Here is a 14,735-nt window from a genome sequence, read left to right on the forward strand (position 1 = left end):
TCAATCCTATATAGAAAATACTTATCCTTTTATAAAACAAAGTTGAGAAATACAGATCCTATAAATCTGATTTCGAAAAGAGTATTGAGTTTTTCTAAAACTGGTTACATTCTTTGAAAAACAGCTTTATAAGTTGAGTTAAGACACAATTTTTTTAGCAGCTAAAAATAGATTTTTTATATTTGAACTTAATTTAATCTGATTAACCACTTAGAACCTAGATTCATTCGCTTTTTAAAGACTATTCAATCATTCATTAAACAAGGTAGTAAGAATGGCTAAACCAAAAATTATTTTATCTGAACAGGATGTGGAGCGTCTCGAAACCATGCTTGAAAATCAAGACAAGCTCAGTGAGACCATGCTTCAACTGGAAGATGAACTGGCTCGTGCTGAAGTGGTCAAGCCAGAGGACATGCCAAGCAATGTGGTGACCATGCATGCGCGTGCATTGCTGACGATTGCACCATCAACGGAGCCTGTAGAAATCACCTTAGTCTACCCGCATGAGTTTAAAGGTGAAAAAGGGCAAGTGAATGTCGTAGCACCGATTGGAACTGCAATCTTGGGCTTGGCAGAAGGACAGACCATTGAATGGCCACAACCTGATGGTCAGTTGATGAAAGTCACGATTGAAAAAGTGCTGTATCAGCCGGAACGAGAAGGTGACTATCTATAATTTTTTAGTTAATTCGCCAATATAAAAAGGCCCCTATAATCGGGGCTTTTTAATATCCATGTTTTAATGCTTTGTGAGTTTATCCAGATAACCCATAATAAATGCAGAAATCACAAAAGTCAGATGCATGATGATGTACCACATGATTTTGTCATTCTCGACGTTACGAGCATCCATAAAAATACGTAGTAAATGAATCGAAGAAATAGCTACGATAGAAGCCGCAACTTTTAGTTTAAGCGAATTGGCATCCATAGTGCCGAGCCAGTTCAGGCGGGTTTTATTTTCATCGATTTTGAGTTGTGAAACAAAATTTTCATAACCTGAAAACATCACCATCACAATAAGTCCACCAACCATGGTCATATCAACCAGGGAGAGAATTACCAAGATCAGGTCAGCTTCAGTATATTCAAAGATATGCGGCAGGACATGAATGACTTCTTGAAAGAATTTTAAGGCCAGTAATAATAAAGCGAATGATAAACCAAAATAGACAGGTGCTAAGATCCAGCGTGCGGCATACATCGTATTATGAAAAAAACGTTCCATTTTATTCTCAGGTTACCTACTTTATTGTTGATCTTGATCATAAATAATCCATGCTTAAAATTCGAGAATTATTTATGTTTTATAATGTCTTATGAGTATTCTAAAGTTTAAAAAAGCTTAATTAAGACCATAAATTAACTTGGCATTTATTGTGCTTATCCTTATTTAGTTGGTTATTAGCCTATTTGAGGCTGATGGGAAAGGTTATAGAGAGCAACAGCAGGCTAGAAGCAAAATGATTCATACAAGAAATGACTGTAGGCCAAACCTAATTCCAACAATATCTTCAACTTATATAAAGAAAATTCTATGGCTTGAAGCATTCCTTTGCAAAATGCTACATGTTATGTTGAATGAAAAGACTTACTATAAAAATCGAATTCACTGAGTTTAAAGGGCCATGTCACAGATAGATGTTTTGATTCCAATCCAAGACATTGCAGTAGAGCAGAGCGAGATTCTAAGTATCAAGCGCAACGAACTTGTGCCTTTACTCCACGATCAATACAAGCTGAATCATTATGCTGACCCACTTATTCAGGCGCAGGCAGTACTATTAAATGGGGTAGATCCGCATCTGACCCAACAACTGAGCCAGACGATTGAACAGCTGATTCAGATGCTGGCTCAATCAAAAAAATATCTGAAAAAACGTAAATTTAATGCCTTGCAGAAATGGCTGGGTATTGATCTGGACTATGGCTCAAGTCAGGTTGAATACTATAAAAAACTGGACTGTCTACTGGATCAGGCAGATCACCTTAGCCGCAAGTTGCAAATTGAAATCCAGAAATCCCAATCGCGATTCCAGCAGCTGATCGGTTTACGTGAGCAAATGGCCAAGCATATTGTGGCAGCAGAAGAATTTTTATCTGAATATCCGCAGTTTGTAAGGAATCAGCATCCACTGGATAATTTTTCTGAGCGGCTGTCAAAAAAGGTGCATACCTTAAGAACCTTGCAAAGCAGTAATGACATTGCCATTACCCAGATGCAATTGTCCCAGCAATTGTCTTATAGCCTACTGGATCGGTTTAAAGAAGCGCAACAGGTGCTGATTCCGGCCTGGCAATATCATGTTAAACAAAGCCAGACGAAACACTCGACAAGTGATCTGGAAAAACTTGATAATAGCCGGGACAATTTGATTAAAACGTTAAAAAAGTCACTCGAGAAACCCTCGAATACATAACAATATAAGGTGAAACATGACCAAATCTGATGTAGTAAATTTACCTGTCGAAAGCTCAACTGAACTGACTGAACAGAAGTTCCAGCAAATGGATCTCAAAGAGCTGGGCTTGCAGCCTGCCGATTTTCAGGGGGTCTTGGCAGCACGTAAAGAACTGCAGAATATGAGTCATAATAGCGTGGCCGAATATGGCAAAAATATAGCCACCAAAACTTCAAGCTATACCGATGAATTGCTGAATCTGGTACAGAACAAAGATCTGGATGCAACCGGTCAAAAGCTGAATCAGGTGGTGCAAGTGGCACAGCAACTGAATACCAGCAGTATTTTGAACAAGAAAAAAAGTTCAGGATTTCTGGGCAATATCATCAGCAAGTTTAAAGGGGTTAAAGATAACTTTGACTCGCATTTCAATACCACCAAAGAACAGATTGATGTACTGGTCAAGGAAATTGAAACTTCACAATCTGGATTAAAAGCACGCGTTGATACGTTAGATAAAATGTTCGATGGGGTGCAGGAAGAATACAAGCAGCTGGGTATCCATATTGCAGCTGGACGATTACGTGAACAGGAATTGCAGCAGGAAATTGCTGCGCTCACAGCTTTGCCACAAGATCAGAGCACCACGCAAAAAATCTATGACCTAAATCATCTGGCCAATAATCTTGAAAAACGCATCAGTGATTTACAGGTATTGCAGCAATCTGCGATGCAGACTTTGCCAATGATCCGGATTATTCAGTCCAATAACCTGATGCTGGTGGATAAATTCTATGCCATTAAAAATATCACATTGCCAGCATGGAAAAACCAGATCAGTCTGGCCATTTCACTGAATGAACAGAAGAACAGCGTACAGCTGGCCAATACCATTGATGATGCGACCAATGAGCTTTTACGCCGTAATGCAGATTTATTGCATCAAAACTCGGTCGATACGGCAAAAGCCAACCAGCGTTCTGTTATTGATATTGAAACGCTTGAACATGTGCAAAATACCCTCATTAAAACTGTTAATGATGTGATTCAGATCCAGAAAGAAGGTGTACAGAAACGTACTGAAGCAACGGTACGTTTAAGAGCCTTACAAGATAATCTGAATCATTTGGTGATTGAATCAAGTACCAGTGGATCTAAACCCAACTAAATGCAGTAGGGCCAAGATCTAAAAAAAGGAGTAGAGATTGCCGCCCTTAGATGAATATGCTGTAAATCCTCAGGAAATCAAGCAAGGGGTCGTCGCACTCAAAAAGCGTCAACGTAATTTGATGCTTTTGGGACTGACCACCTCTACGGTCTGTATTGCATCCGTGATAGGTCTATTCTTTCAGCAGGAAATGGTTTATGGCTTTTTTGGCCTGAGTACTCAGCTTCAACAGCTGCATTTACCAGTCAGTGTCGATGCTAATCTGGCCAGTATTGGGGATAGTCCGGATTATTTCTTTGCTCTATTAAGCTGGTTTGGCTGGCTGATTCTGAAAATCTTTGCCTCTTTTATTGGTGCATTTTTTCTGGTTGGATTGCTGAAGAAGTTTCGCTTCTTCTATGTGCGCTTTCAGTCTTTCATATTGAAGTTTGTAGGCTGGCTGATTTCCTTTATCGTGATCTGGTCAGGACTGACTTATTGGCAATATGACCTGAGAAATGACCGTGAAGACGCTTATCAGCAAGTGGTCTATTACGATAGTAATATCAATGATAGTGAAGTGGCTCGTTATCTGGTTGATTCCGATATTGCTTCACCGGTGAAATCTTATTTACTCGCCCAAACAGCACTCTTGCATAAGCCTGTCGATCTATCTGCAGCTCGACCTTATGTCGCACAAGTAGTTGAGGCAGAGCGGCAGGATAATAAGTTTGAACAATACGGATTTAAACCGGAACAGATCTGGACCATGCAGCAACAAGTCTATGGTAAAAGCCTAACGCCTGTGGCACAAAGTGTAGATCGTCAAGCTCAGCAAGCCGAACAAGTCAGCAAGATTACCAATGTCATCATTATTGGCATTGCCATCTTATTTGCCTTGCTTAGCTTAATCATATTTGCACTGGCCAATTTAATTAAGGGGCGTTCGCTACGTATTGAACAGCGAATCTTCTAGACTTAAAAATGCTCCTATAAAAGGAGCATTTTTATTTTCCAATCTATATTCGGTTTCTTTGAGCCAGCGCAAGAAGCTTAGGGGATAATAAAAAATAAAATTAAATTAGAAATTACAATCTATAAAAACGATCAAATTTATAAAAACAAACTATTTTATCTATTTATCGATTTAGCTTAGTATCTACTTATCGAATGAATTCTTACTCCTTTGGAGACGTTAGCAATGTTAGATCAAAATACTTCAGCTCAATTAAAAACACTACTTGAACGTTTGGAAGGCCCGATTGAATTAGTGGCGACTCTGGATGGCTCTGACAAATCAGCCAAAATCAAAGAACTGGTTGAGGAAATCGCGCAACTTTCTGATTTAGTGACTGCCCGTTTTGACGGTACCAACAAACGTGCACCAAGCTTTGGTGTGGCAAAAGCCGGTGAACAGCCTCGTGTGTTCTTTGCAGGCTTGCCGATGGGCCATGAGTTTACTTCCCTGATTCTGGCATTGCTGCAAACTTCAGGCTATGCACCAAAAGTCTCTGCCGAAGTTCTGGAATCAATTAAAGGTTTGGGGATCAAATCTGACTTTGATGTATTCGTATCACTCAGCTGTCATAACTGTCCGGATGTCGTTCAGGCATTGAACCTGATTGCCATCTATAACCCGGGTACAACAGCAACCATGATCGATGGTGCTTTCTTTCAGGACGAAGTGGAAGAACGCAAAATCATGGCCGTACCGATGGTCTTCCAAGACAATGAACATATCGGTCAGGGTCGTATGACGCTGGAAGAAATCATTGCCAAACTGGATACCAATGCTGCAGCCAAAGATGCGGAAAAACTGAATGCCAAAGATGCATTTGATGTATTGGTGATTGGTGGCGGACCTGCAGGGAATACTGCAGCGATCTATGCAGCACGTAAAGGCATCAAAACTGGCATCGTGGCTGAACGCATGGGCGGTCAGGTGATGGATACCATGGACATCGAAAACTATACCTCAGTGCAAAAAACCCAAGGTCCGAAATTTGCCGCTGAAATGGAAGCACACGTTCGTGAATACGGTGTTGACATCATGAACCTGCAACGTGTTTCTGACATCAAAGGTGCAGATAGCACAGCCAATGGTCTGGTAGAAGTGACTTTAGAAAATGGTGCCAAACTTGAATCTAAAACAGTCATTCTGTCTACCGGTGCACGCTGGAGAGAAATGAATGTTCCAGGTGAAGCAGAATACAAAACCCGTGGCGTTGCATACTGCCCACACTGTGATGGTCCATTGTTCAAAGGTAAACGTGTTGCGGTCATCGGTGGTGGTAACTCCGGTGTAGAAGCTGCGATTGACCTTGCGGGTATCGTTGAGCATGTAACGCTGGTTGAGTTTGATACCAAACTACGTGCTGACCAAGTGCTTCAAGACAAATTGCACAGCTTGCCAAACACCACCGTAATCAAAAATGCGCTTTCTACCGAAGTGATCGGTGATGGTTCACAAGTCACAGCGTTGAAATACAAAGACCGTGCAACTGATGAAGAGCACACAGTAGAACTTGCAGGGATCTTCGTTCAGATCGGTTTGTTGCCAAACACTGACTTCCTGAAAGGAACCGATGTTGAGCTAACTAACCGTGGTGAGATTGTGATTAACGAGCGCAATGAAACCAATGTCAAAGGTGTGTTTGCTGCAGGTGACTGTACCACTGTTCCTTACAAACAGATCATCATCGCGACTGGTGAAGGTGCCAAAGCATCATTATCTGCCTTTGATTACATCATCCGTTCTGGTCAGTAAAAAAAAGAGCACCTGGAATCCCCACATTCCAGGTGCTTATTTCAAACGCCTATTATTATTTTCGCTTTATAGGAACTCAGGACGCTAACACCCGGGTTCCTTTTTTTAGTTATTGTTAGATCAGCCAAAAGCGTCCCCAATCGCTTTTAGCTGTTCCTTTCCTCTGGACAGTTTTTGTTTTCAACCCTTATTTTTATCTTTCTCCAAGGTTGTTCTTAGATGAAGTCATAAGACTTCATGCATCATTCAAGCTTTGAACAGATTCAAACCTTTAAATTTCTCCATTAATTGTTCTTGCGTTTCCCGATGCTCGGGATGCGGCACAATGCATTCAATCGGACAGACGGCAATACAGGTTTGATGATCATAGAAACCCACACACTCGGTACAACGATTGACATCAATTTCATAAAACTTCTCGCCCTCATAAATTGCTTCATTTGGGCATTCCGGTAAGCACATATCACAGTTGATACATTTATCGGTAATCAAGAGCGCCATTTTTTAACTCGCCTGATAAGCCAATGAAGAGGCTGAAATGTCTACAGATGATGATGGCAGATTACGGATCAGCAAGGCATACTGCATATCGACATCTGCTGGAACTGGAATTTCAACGATATGACCTGAACCTTTAGCATCTTCAATCAGATTACCTTTACGGTCTTTGATCTCCGTCAAGGTAAAAGTGATGTTGCCTTTAGTGGTCATCAACTCTAGTGAATCACCAACGACAAAACGGTTTTTCACATCAATCTTGATATAGTCGCCATTACGCTCTAACACTTCCCCGCAGAACTGCTGATGATCGAAACTCGATGAACCATTTTCATAGTTTTGATATTCACTATGTACGTGGCGGCGTAGGAAACCTTCGGTATAGCCACGGTTTGCCAGACCTTCTAGTTGGGTCATGAGTGAGGGATCAAAAGGTTTCCCTGCTAGTGCATCATCAATGGCTTTACGGTAAATCTGGGCAGTACGCGCACAATAAAAATAAGATTTGGTACGGCCTTCAATTTTCAGTGAATGCACGCCAATCTTGGTCAGGCGTTCCACATGCTGTACAGCACGCAGGTCTTTGGAATTCATGAAATAGGTGCCATGTTCATCTTCTTCGGCAGCAAACATATCTTCGTCATTACGTTGCAATAACACGGGTTTATCAAACTGGTGTTGAGCGATTTTATGGCTTTCATCCATATCTTTTGAACAACAGCCAGAATCAATATTTTTAACCGGGATCACATCGCCCGTTTCATCTTCTTTGGCATTCAATACCTTGTATTCCCAGCGACAGGCATTGGTACAGGCACCCTGATTAGCATCGCGCTTATTCATATAACCAGACAGCATGCAACGGCCAGAATAGGCCATGCACAGTGCGCCATGAACGAAGACTTCAATCTCCATATCTGGGACTTGCTGTTTGATTTCTTCAATTTCTTCAATGGACAGTTCACGTGACAAAATCACACGAGTAAGTCCCATATTCTTCCAGAATTTCACGGTCGCCCAGTTCACGGCATTGGCCTGTACAGACAGGTGAATGTCCATGTGCGGGAAATGCTCACGTACCAGCATGATCAGACCAGGATCGGACATGATCAGTGCATCTGGCTGCATCGCCACGACTGGCTCAAGGTCACGAATAAAATTTTTCAGTTTGGAGTTATGTGGTTGAATATTCACCACGACATAGAACTTTTTGCCAAGCTTATGCGCTTCTTTGATGCCAATCGCCAGATTGTCATGGTCAAATTCATTATTACGAACACGCAAGCTATAACGTGGCTGGCCAGCATAGACTGCATCTGCACCATAAGCAAAGGCATAACGCATGTTTTTTAGGGAGCCAGCAGGTGAGAGAAGTTCAGTAACGTGAGAAATGCTCATGATAAAATCGAAAGACATATAAAAAGTACGTCTTTATTCTAGTCATCTAAAATCAGGATTCAACCTAGTAAATAACTCGGAATTGGCATAATTTAACTCAATTTCAAGTTAAAAGATAAACAGTAAACGATTTAAAATATCCATAAATATTTCAGCTATTTTCAATAGATTCCAGTGTTTTCAAAATCTGGCAATGATTAATCGTGGTTGGGGTATTACAGCTTTCGCGAAGCGCCATTAACTGCTGTTTAAATAATTGTAATTCTTTAATTTTATTTGAAATATCTATAAGGTGCTGATCAATCATCTGGTTAACTTCACAGCAATCCTGTTCAGGATTCTGTTCCAGCTGAATCAGGTATTCGATTTCTTTTAAAGACATGCCTAAAGCACGACAGCGTTTGATAAAAATCAAGCGTTTTAAGGCTCCTTCACCATAATAGCGATACTGGTTACTTGCTCGAAAATTCGGCTGAATCAAACCTCTTTTCTCATAAAATCGAATAGTATCAGTGCTTAAATCAGTTTTCTTGGCTATATCAGAAATCAAATAATGTGACATAAATACCTCGGGCTTGACCTTGGAGTGACTCCATAGTTTCTAATGACTTTATCGCATTCAGGATAAAAAATCATCGGAGAATAATATGGCCTGTAGTTGTAGTCATGAACCCGCGCCGCCCAAACCTAATAGCAAATTTAGAACAGCTTTATGGATTGCATTATTGATTAACCTGACCTTATTTGGTGTGGAGCTGATCGGCGGTGCTTATGCACATTCATCGGCCTTATGGGCAGATGCGCTAGATTTCTTTGGCGATGCTGTGAATTATGGTATTTCTCTGGCGGTGATTGGCGCAAGTCTGTATTGGCGTGCAACAGTTGCTCTGATTAAAGGATTGACCATGGCAGTATTTGGTCTGGTCGTCATTGGCAAAGTGATTTATGCCTTTATGCAAGGTATTCCACCTGAAGCCATTACGATGGGGATCATCGGGGTATTGGCCTTAATCGCAAACGTTGTCACAGCCATAATTTTATATGCTTTCCGGGATGGCGATGCCAATATGAAATCAGTCTGGTTGTGCAGCCGTAATGATGCGATCGGCAATGTGGCCGTCATTTTTGCAGCAGTGGGAGTCTTTGGCACTGGCAGTCTATGGCCAGATATTATTGTTGCAATCATTATGGCGAGTCTTGGCTTAAGTGCTGGATATCATGTGGTGAAACAGGCTCTAGCTGAACGAGTATTGAAGCATGAGTCAGTCTGATCCTTAATATTAAATTTAATTATGAAAAAGCTGCTGATCAGGCAGCTTTTTTATTAGCCATAAGTCTAAAAAATAGATGAAAAATAAAGCTTTACAAATGTATTAAATTTAGGAAGAATCATGCGCGAAATTTAGAAAAGATTCATATAACTAAACAATTTAAATTTTTTAGTGTTTTTGAGGGGGAGCAATGAGCTTCATAAAACTATTTTCACTTTCAACTATTGTACTGATGACTGGCTGTAGTTCTATGGTCGTCACTTATGATGCATCGGGTCAGGTGATTGGATCATGTAAAGCTACGCGTGGTCTGCTTTCAGGTGCTAGTGCTCATTGTAATGGATCAGGCAATGCAATTGGCGTGAACTACAATACGGTGGATGCCAAGACAGGTTTATTGCCAGTACCACCAAGTCAAAATCAGATTCATTTAGCACCATAAATCATAGAGGGGAATATCATGAAATTATCAGCACTTATTGCATTAGCAGCGACTATTGTACTAACTGGTTGTGCATCAACAGTGACTACATTTGACTCACATGGCCGTATGATTGGTTCATGTAAAGCAGAAAGCGGTTTTATTATCGGTGGTGGCGCAGGCTGTTCTGGTTCTGCAAATCAGGAAGGCGTAAATCGTTAATTTATTTTCAATATGCTGCATATAAAAAACCGAAGCCTAAGCTTCGGTTTTTTCTTTATCCATCAAAAAATTATTTTTGATCAGGTAAAGCAAAGGCAATGATATAGTCACCAACATCTTTAGAATGGCTTGCACCACCTGCAGAAATCACAACATATTGTTTGCCAGTTTTTGGAGATTTATAAATCAGCGGTGCAGCAACAGCAGCCACAGGAAGCTCAGCTTTCCACACTTCTTTACCAGTTTTTGAATCCAACGCACGTAGGTAATAATCCTGAGTACCTGCGAAGAACACCAGACCAGAAGCGGTTGAAGTAGGACCACCCAGTGTAGGCATACCTAAAGGAATTGGCATATGGGTTTTAACACCTAATGGACCCAATTCTTTCGCTGTACCCATAGGCACTTCCCAAACGACTTTTTTAGATTTCAAGTCGATGGCTGTCATGGTACCAAACGGTGGTTTGTTACAAGGAACACCCAGTTTAGACTGCATGATGTCAATTTTCACACCCGCATAAGGACCAGCCAATTGTGGACGTACTGTACCCATGAATCCTGGTACTTCGTCAGTTGAGATATGGTATTTGCTCATATCTTCTTTACGAACCAATGACATACGCAGTGGCATGCGCATATCGTTGACGTACATCATACCCGTAGATTCGTCAATGGAGATACCACCCCAGTTGAAACCACCAAGCAGGCTAGGCCATTCGATATATGGTTTTTCGCCCGGTGCAGTGTAGAGACCGTTATAGACAGAGTCTTTAAAGTCGATACGACATGCTAATTGGTCAAAGGTTGAGATACCCCACATATCCTGTTCAGTCAATGTTGCATTACCAATTTGTGGCATGCCAACAGAGAATGGTTGGGTAGGAGAAAGTTTTTCGCCTTCAGCACCATTGGTGTCGACTGGACGTTCTTCAACTTTAGTCACTGGTTTACCAGTACGGCGGTCAAGAACGAAGATTTGACCCATTTTGGTAGTTTGAATCAACGCTGGAACTTTTTTGCCATGATCATCAGTCATGTCATAAAGTACAGGTTGTGACGGCAAGTCATAATCCCAGACATCATGGTGAACAGTTTGATAAGACCAAACAGTTTTACCAGTCAAAGCATTTACGGCAACAATGGCAGAACCAAATTTTTCTTTGGCTCCGTTACGGTCACCACCCCAGTAGTCAGGAGGACCATTACCTGTAGGTAAGTAAACCAGATTCAGGTCTTTGTCATAAGTCGGGATGGTCCACATGTTTGGTGTTTCTAAAGTAAAGCCTTTGCCATCTTTAGGTTCACCAACCAGTTCAGGATTACCCACATCCCAAGCCCAGGCCAGTTTACCAGTACGAACGTCATAGGCACGTACGACACCAGACGGTTCGCCATGCACAATATCACGTACCCAGCCACCTAATACGGCAACATGACCCGCAATGAGTGGAGTAGAAGTTGGGTGGTAACGTTTACTTTGTTCAGTAGGACCCATGTCATGCAGAACATCGACTTGACCATTCACACCAAATTCTGGACATAAAGCACCAGTTTTAGCATTTAAGGCAATTAAACGGCCATCAACAGTAGAAGTCAGGATACGTTGTGGACAAGCTTTAATACTAGGTGCTTGTAGGTCTGCTGCAGTTAAAGATTTATCTTTAGTTGCATCATAGTAACCGACACCACGACAAGTGATATGTTCTGCAGTTTTTGCATGTGGATCATATTTCCAAAGTGCTTTACCACTGTCACCATCAATTGCTGAAATGATGTTAGTCGGTGTACATGAATATAAAGTACTGCCAATCTGGATTGGTGTATTTTCATCGACACCAGCAGAGGTATCACGACCAGTGTGATAAGTCCAAGCCACTTTCAGATCTTTGACATTTTCAGGGGTAATGTCAGTGTAAGGTGCAAAGCGGGTACCGTTACCATTACGACCGAAATATTCCCAGTTATCCGGGTTTTCTGCATTAGGTTTAGCCAGTGCAGGGTCTTGTACGATATCAACAGGATTGAGGATTTTGCCGTGTGGGAAGAAAGCAGCAATCAGGGCTGCGACACAGGCAAAGAAACCGGCAAAGCCAACAAGATTGGCAGCTTTGATTTTTGCAGCATCAAGTGCTGGCAGGCTTTTGCTTGCCCACATGCTGAGGACAAACAGAATAGTTGGAACCACCAGACGTGGAATATATTGCCAGAAGCTCAAACCTTGAACTTCAGCAATCGCCCAGAAGATGGTTGCAATAAAAGTAATAATAGAAAGCCAGAAACCAAGGGCTTTTTTCATCGCATAGAAAATGGCGATTGCAACATAGGCAATCCCTGCGATGAGATAATAACTTGTACCACCGAGGCTGAGTAATTTAGCGCCTTGAATGATCAAGTACAGCGCAACGAGTAAAGTCAATATCACTACAAAATAGCGATAGACTTTAGACCCTGTACGCTCGATAGAGGAGGGTTGTTCAGTGCTCATACCTTGCCTATAAAAAACGGCTTGGTTGCATAAACGGTGAAACAGGAGAATGGGATCTAAATAGATCGAATTAAAAGTTTACAGAGTTTATGTAACTAAGTCTTTAGCGAGGATAAATCCTCATGAGAAATCAATTACAGTTACATATTCTAACATTTAAGAAGATTTTTTGACTAAAAAATATAATGTGAGTATTGATATTTATCATTTATTTTATTGTTTTAAACAATTATATTTTTCTAAGTGTCCTGATTATAAAAAATTTTAAGTAAAGAATAGCTTGGGTTAATTCTTTCAGATTAAGACTTACTGGATATAAAAAACGCATGCTTAAAGCATGCGTTTTGAGATTGCAAAGGAATTTAGATTATTTTTCAACGAATGCACGCTCAATCACGTAATCGCCCAGAACGCCCATACGTGGAGATTCTTTCAGACCGTGTTGGTCCAGCAGTGCAGCAACATCGTCCAGGAATGCAGGAGAACCACATAGCATTGCACGGTCAGTTTCAGGGTTGAAACGTGGCAGTCCGATTTTCTCGAATAATTGACCAGATTCAATCGCAGTGGTTACACGACCTTGAGTATGGAACTCTTCACGAGTAACAGTTGGATAATACACTAATTTTTCTTTAGCGCCCAATTCACCGAAGAATTCATGGTTTGGAATTTCGTTCAAAATCAAATCTTGATAAGCCAGTTCTGAGATGAAACGTGTACCATGAACCACGATGATTTTTTCAAAACGTTCATAGGTTTCTGGATCACGGATTACAGAAAGGAAAGGTGCAAGACCAGTACCCGAAGAAAGCAGGTACAAGTTTTTACCCGGGTTTAAGTCATCAAGAACCAAGGTACCTGTCGGTTTTTTAGAAACCAGGATTTCGTCGCCAACTTTAACTTTTTGTAGAATAGAAGTAAGAGGACCATCTGGCACTTTAATAGAGAAAAACTCTAGCTCTTCTTCATAGTTTGCACTTGCGATTGAATACGCACGCATTAAAGGCTTGCCATTGACCTCAAGGCCGATCATCACAAACTGACCGTTTTTAAAACGTAATGCAGTGTCACGAGTCGTTTTAAAAGAGAATAAAGTGTCATTCCAATGGTGGACGTGAGTAATCTTTTCGACGTTAAAAGCAGCCATTAAAGGTCTCAATAAGTTATCAAATTAGAACAGGTTGCTATTCTAATCTAAATTCATTCTCTATAAACTGAATATATTTAATTGAGCTTATCAAAAAAAGTGATTATGACCGAACTTACTCTGCCGATTATTGGCTATATGCATTCTCCCTATAAAGAAAAGTTTGGCATCCCGCGTCAGCCTAATTTGGTACAGGTTGAAAGCTATATTGAAATGACTGGCCCATATAATGATTTACTCGCATTTGAAGGTATCGAAGAGTTTAGTCATCTCTGGTTAGTCTGGCAGTTTCATAACAATAAAAATCAGCAGAGCCAGCAGTTTCGTCCGCAGGTTCGACCACCACGTTTAGGCGGTAACAAGAAAATAGGTGTATTTGCTACGCGTAGTATGTACCGTCCTGCACCCATTGGTTTATCAGTCGTGAAATTAAATCGTGTCGAAAAAGTCGGTAAAAATGTCCGGGTTTATGTCGCAGGAAGCGACCTGTTAGATGGAACGCCGATTATAGACATTAAACCTTATATTCAATATTCGGATGCAGTGATTGATGCACAAAGTGGCTATGCACAGGATGAACCATCACGTAAGCCCGTGATTTGGAGTGAGAACGCTGAACAGCAAAAAAAATTATTATTAGAAAAAGGAAAAATATCTGCTCAATTGCTAGAAGAACTTGAAGCTGTCTTATCTCTCGATCCTAGGCCGGCATATCAGGATGATGAGAACCGAGTTTATGGAATGAAGTTTGCGGATTTGGATGTGAAATTTAAGGTCACTACAAATAGTACTTACATTTTAGAAATAATATAAAAGTTTCTACTTTGTATATCTAAGAGTTAATTATTTAACCCGGATCCTGCTTAAGCCGATGATTCCTTAATTTGAATTGTTGGCTTATTTTGATGGGTTAATTGATATGCACATAGTGAGGCGTAAATTCCACTCAGAAATCCATGAAGACTACGTGCTTT

15 protein-coding genes and 1 pseudogene are annotated in these 14,735 nt (G+C 40.9%); 9 read left to right on the top strand and 7 right to left on the bottom strand.

The features are described from left to right. Positions 1 to 274 precede the first annotated feature (274 nt). Positions 275 to 679 (top strand): nucleoside diphosphate kinase regulator, encoded by a 405-nt coding sequence (gene rnk, locus FTV31_RS13425; RefSeq protein ID WP_034171243.1) that lies wholly within the window; start codon positions 275 to 277, stop codon positions 677 to 679. A 63-nt stretch (positions 680 to 742) separates the two neighbouring features. On the opposite strand, the gene FTV31_RS13430 is transcribed toward rnk, so the two are convergent. Further along, entirely contained in the window at positions 743 to 1,231 is a 489-nt protein-coding gene (locus tag FTV31_RS13430) for a TIGR00645 family protein (protein WP_005236522.1), read from the bottom strand. Positions 1,232 to 1,631: 400 nt separating this feature from the next. Here FTV31_RS13430 and FTV31_RS13435 point away from each other — a divergent pair, with 400 nt between their 5' ends. The 4 genes from FTV31_RS13435 to ahpF all read left to right on the top strand — a co-directional run bounded on the left by FTV31_RS13435 (position 1,632) and on the right by ahpF (position 6,319). Continuing rightward, positions 1,632 to 2,423 (top strand): tellurium resistance protein, encoded by a 792-nt coding sequence (locus FTV31_RS13435; protein ID WP_180015297.1) that lies wholly within the window; start codon positions 1,632 to 1,634, stop codon positions 2,421 to 2,423. Positions 2,424 to 2,439: 16 nt separating this feature from the next. Beyond that, on the top strand, positions 2,440 to 3,573 hold the full coding sequence (locus tag FTV31_RS13440; protein WP_179993421.1) for a toxic anion resistance protein: 1,134 nt from the start codon (positions 2,440 to 2,442) through the stop codon (positions 3,571 to 3,573). Positions 3,574 to 3,610: 37 nt separating this feature from the next. Beyond that, positions 3,611 to 4,528 (top strand): hypothetical protein, encoded by a 918-nt coding sequence (locus tag FTV31_RS13445; RefSeq protein WP_180015299.1) that lies wholly within the window; start codon positions 3,611 to 3,613, stop codon positions 4,526 to 4,528. Between the two features lie 225 nt (positions 4,529 to 4,753). Then, on the top strand, positions 4,754 to 6,319 hold the full coding sequence (ahpF, locus tag FTV31_RS13450; RefSeq protein ID WP_180015301.1) for an alkyl hydroperoxide reductase subunit F: 1,566 nt from the start codon (positions 4,754 to 4,756) through the stop codon (positions 6,317 to 6,319). Between the two features lie 246 nt (positions 6,320 to 6,565). Here ahpF and FTV31_RS13455 read toward each other — a convergent pair whose 3' ends face one another. The 3 genes from FTV31_RS13455 to FTV31_RS13465 form a co-directional block, all read right to left on the bottom strand. Continuing rightward, positions 6,566 to 6,820: a YfhL family 4Fe-4S dicluster ferredoxin gene (locus tag FTV31_RS13455; protein ID WP_159123203.1), complete on the bottom strand. Its 255-nt coding sequence runs from the start codon at positions 6,818 to 6,820 to the stop codon at positions 6,566 to 6,568. 3 nt (positions 6,821 to 6,823) lie between these two features. Then, on the bottom strand, positions 6,824 to 8,215 hold the full coding sequence (yegQ, locus tag FTV31_RS13460; RefSeq protein WP_373686993.1) for a tRNA 5-hydroxyuridine modification protein YegQ: 1,392 nt from the start codon (positions 8,213 to 8,215) through the stop codon (positions 6,824 to 6,826). A gap of 151 nt (positions 8,216 to 8,366) precedes the next feature. Further along, positions 8,367 to 8,777, bottom strand: coding sequence for a Cd(II)/Pb(II)-responsive transcriptional regulator (locus tag FTV31_RS13465; protein ID WP_180015305.1), 411 nt, complete (start codon positions 8,775 to 8,777; stop codon positions 8,367 to 8,369). A gap of 85 nt (positions 8,778 to 8,862) precedes the next feature. Between FTV31_RS13465 and FTV31_RS13470 the strand changes: the two genes are divergently transcribed. From FTV31_RS13470 to FTV31_RS13480, 3 genes are all read left to right on the top strand, one after another. After that, on the top strand, positions 8,863 to 9,486 hold the full coding sequence (locus FTV31_RS13470) for a cation transporter (protein WP_180015307.1): 624 nt from the start codon (positions 8,863 to 8,865) through the stop codon (positions 9,484 to 9,486). Positions 9,487 to 9,676: 190 nt separating this feature from the next. Next, positions 9,677 to 9,928, top strand: coding sequence for a hypothetical protein (locus FTV31_RS13475; RefSeq protein ID WP_180015309.1), 252 nt, complete (start codon positions 9,677 to 9,679; stop codon positions 9,926 to 9,928). Between the two features lie 18 nt (positions 9,929 to 9,946). Next, positions 9,947 to 10,129 carry a hypothetical protein gene (locus FTV31_RS13480; RefSeq protein ID WP_180015311.1) on the top strand — a complete coding sequence of 61 codons (183 nt, stop codon included), beginning with the start codon at positions 9,947 to 9,949 and terminating at the stop codon, positions 10,127 to 10,129. A gap of 70 nt (positions 10,130 to 10,199) precedes the next feature. On the opposite strand, the gene FTV31_RS13485 is transcribed toward FTV31_RS13480, so the two are convergent. Further along, a complete protein-coding gene (locus FTV31_RS13485; protein WP_180015313.1) occupies positions 10,200 to 12,614 on the bottom strand; it encodes a membrane-bound PQQ-dependent dehydrogenase, glucose/quinate/shikimate family in 2,415 nt (804 codons plus the stop codon). A 367-nt stretch (positions 12,615 to 12,981) separates the two neighbouring features. Beyond that, complete coding sequence (locus tag FTV31_RS13490) at positions 12,982 to 13,761, bottom strand: ferredoxin--NADP reductase (protein WP_005236496.1); 780 nt, start codon at positions 13,759 to 13,761, stop codon at positions 12,982 to 12,984. Between the two features lie 105 nt (positions 13,762 to 13,866). On the opposite strand from FTV31_RS13490, the gene tsaA reads away from it, so the two are divergent. Continuing rightward, the gene (gene tsaA, locus FTV31_RS13495) at positions 13,867 to 14,574 is read left to right on the top strand and encodes a tRNA (N6-threonylcarbamoyladenosine(37)-N6)-methyltransferase TrmO (RefSeq protein ID WP_180015315.1); all 708 of its coding nucleotides are present in this window, start codon (positions 13,867 to 13,869) and stop codon (positions 14,572 to 14,574) included. Positions 14,575 to 14,624: 50 nt separating this feature from the next. On the opposite strand, the pseudogene FTV31_RS13500 reads toward tsaA, so the two are convergent. Next, a pseudogene (locus FTV31_RS13500) lies at positions 14,625 to 14,735 on the bottom strand (IS982 family transposase); the annotation flags it as partial.

Source organism: Acinetobacter sp. YH16031 (assembly GCF_013417335.1).
GTDB lineage: Bacteria > Pseudomonadota > Gammaproteobacteria > Pseudomonadales > Moraxellaceae > Acinetobacter.